At 43.9% G+C, this 2,889-nt stretch carries 2 protein-coding genes and 2 pseudogenes; all 4 read right to left on the minus strand.

The window, feature by feature from the left end; genetic code table 11:
* Positions 1–346: 346 nt before the first annotated feature.
* A pseudogene (locus ACEO2X_RS13590) lies at positions 347–837 on the minus strand (IS66 family transposase); the annotation flags it as partial.
* A gap of 74 nt (positions 838–911) precedes the next feature.
* Positions 912–1,223, minus strand: coding sequence for an IS66 family insertion sequence element accessory protein TnpB (tnpB, locus tag ACEO2X_RS13595; protein WP_371972144.1), 312 nt, complete (start codon positions 1,221–1,223; stop codon positions 912–914).
* A gap of 399 nt (positions 1,224–1,622) precedes the next feature.
* Positions 1,623–2,492 (minus strand): annotated as a pseudogene (locus tag ACEO2X_RS13600) (transposase); the annotation flags it as partial.
* 74 nt (positions 2,493–2,566) lie between these two features.
* Positions 2,567–2,889 (minus strand): IS66 family insertion sequence element accessory protein TnpB (gene tnpB / locus ACEO2X_RS13605; RefSeq protein ID WP_371972145.1); only part of this gene is annotated, 323 nt, incomplete at its 5' end.

Below are 2,889 nucleotides of genomic sequence, written 5' to 3' on the forward strand. Positions count from 1 at the left end.
CTCAATTCAGCAAGTGTTTTTTCTGCTTTGATCGCAGCAAGTGCTACCTTAGCCTTAAAGTCGTTTGAATGATTTCTTCTTGGTCTACGTGCCATAAAATACTCCATATATTGATGTTTATAACATCATTTGAGGAGCAGAGTATCACTTATAGGAGTTGTTCAAATTTCCGGATCCATCTCTGTTTGACGAAGTGTTTGCAATTTTGATATTGAGCTTGGTGACTACCAAACCGATCAATTTTAATTTATGAAAAGCAATTACCTAAACTTATTTACAGATTCGCTTAAATAGGTCTGAACTTCTCTTGTTACTTTTAAACGAGATGAGTTCCAAACATCGTATGTGCCAGTCTGAAATTCAACTTTTCACTGACATCTTCACCGATATGACACAGTTGGCATCCACAAGCACATTGCGTTGATGCAGGTTCATGCTCGATGCGAATCGTAGGTAAGTGAGTTGGCAATGAGCTACGTTTAGGTTTATTAGCTTTGGCTTTCTGTGTCGTTACATCGGTTTTATCTGCATTCAGCCGTTCCAGTTCCAGCTCGACTGCTGCGATATCTTCTTCAACCGCTTCATCCCACAGATGGATTTGTTTGGCGGTGAGATGTTCATTTTTACTGCCGAATTTGTGTTTTTAAACAGTGCCAACTGATGCTCGTATTTTTGATTGAGAATGGATAGATGTTGATTGGTGACTTCAAGATGTTGAACTTTGGCATCTAATTGCTGATTTGATTTTTCTAATTGTTGATGCTGCATCGCCAACTGTCTGGTGAATTTCAGTAGTTGTTCATGGGTCAGTTGGCTTAAGTCAGGCATCGTATTCATGAGCATAGTATGCCTGAAGTCATAAATATGATGCTATAGAACCTTTGGAGAATAGCAGAACCAAGTGGCTTGGTTTAGAGCATGGAGACCACTTGAACTTGTCCAATTCTCTGCCAAGGCAAGCCTTGTATTAATGCTTGTAATTGTTCCGAACTGAGTGAGATGGTTTCACCTTGATGAACCTGGAACCAGTGGAATTTACCCCGTTCTAGACGCCGAACACACAGCCAGATGCCCAGTCCATCATGTACCAGTTCTTTCATGCGATGACCACGTTTATGACAGAACAGGTAAGCACAATGAGGTTTGATCGAACCAAAGGCTTTCAATACCTGAGCCATGGCAGTATCCATCCCTGCACGCATATCCATCGGTTGAGTACACAACCAGATTTCATCGATATGGATTATTGAGTCACCCCCCTATCAGCACCAGTAATTAAGTGATTGATTCCACAGACCAATCGATCTCAATCATCTGATCCTGTGCGGATTCTTGTTGTTGATGCAGTGGAATTCTGATATGAGCGAGAGCTTTCTTCTCTGGTACAGGTGGTAGAGGTACTTCTCGTCTGACTGGAGTCGAGTGAAGAATGACGGGAAGAAAGTCGGTTTGAGGATGAGGTAGGCTTTTTAGAACTGGGGACATTGATATGGACTGGCGAATCCATTTATGCAACAAATTTGCATTGATCTGATGTTGCATTGACACTTTGGACACTATATTAACCAAGGGGTCAATTTTCAAATGCTGTTGGGGGGTCATTTTTACATTGCCGCTAACATTTCATCGGCATGGATCACCCGCTGTTGCAGCACCACCTGTTTTAAGGCATTGGCCAGAGGTTCCAGTTCCACACCGCAGCGACCTATCCAGTCAGATAAAGTTGATCTAGAAAGTTCGATTCCCGCCCGCTGATAGATCAGGCGCTGACGGTACAGCGGCAAATGATCGGCATACTTCGATACCAGCACATGGCTGAGCAATTCAGGACTGGCAATACCTTTATCAATCACATAGGCGGGCATCGCTTGCTGAGTCAGGGTGTCGCACTGATCACAGACCCATTTGCCACGTACATGCTGTTCCTTATAGAACTGTGCCGGTCTGAAATGCAGTTTTTCACTGATATCTTCGCCGATACGACGTAACTGGCAGCCACAACTGCATTGGGTTGATGCAGGTTCATGCTCAATACGGATGGTGTGTAGATGATCTGGCAGTGGTCGACGTTTAGGTTTATTGGTTTTGGCTTTCTGTGTCGCTGCATTGGTTTTATCTGCATTTAATCGTTCTAATTCCAGATCAACGGCTGCGATATCTTCTTCGACCGCCTCATCCCACAGATGGATTTGTTTTGCCGTTAAGTGTTCATTCTTTTGGGCGAATTTGTGCTTTTTAAACAGCGCCAGTTCATGCTCGTATTTTTGATTGAGAATAGAAAGATGTTGAACTTTAGAATCTAATTGCTGATTGGTGACTTCAAGATGTTGAACTCTGGCATCTAATTGTTGATTTGATACTTCCAGATGTTGAACTTGAGCATCTAATTGTTGTTTATCTTCTGCGAGTTGTTGATGCTGCATTGTCAACTGCTGGGTAAATTCCAGCAGTTGTTCATGGGTCAGTTGGCTTAAATCTGGCAGCGTATTCATGACCGCAGTATGCCTGAGGTCATGATGCAGAGGAAATAGAACGTTTGGAGAATAGCAGAATAACCGAGCTTGGTTTAGAGCATCGTCACCACCTGCTGTCGTCCAATTCTCTGCCAAGGTAAACCCTGGATCAGTGCCCGTAACTGTTCCGGACTGATCGCCATGCTTTCACCCTGGTGAACTTTAGCCCAGTGGAATTTTCCCTGTTCCAGCCGCCGGGCACACAGCCAGATGCCCAGTCCATCATGTACCAGCACTTTCATGCGATGACCACGTTTATTACAGAACAGGTAAGCACAATGCGGTTTAATGTAGCCAAAGGCTCTCACCACCTGAGCCATGACAGTATCCATCCCTGCTCGCATATCCAGAGGTTGGGTAGAAAGCCAGATTTCAT

The organism is Acinetobacter sp. AL9, from assembly GCF_041464035.1.
Lineage (GTDB): Bacteria > Pseudomonadota > Gammaproteobacteria > Pseudomonadales > Moraxellaceae > Acinetobacter > Acinetobacter towneri.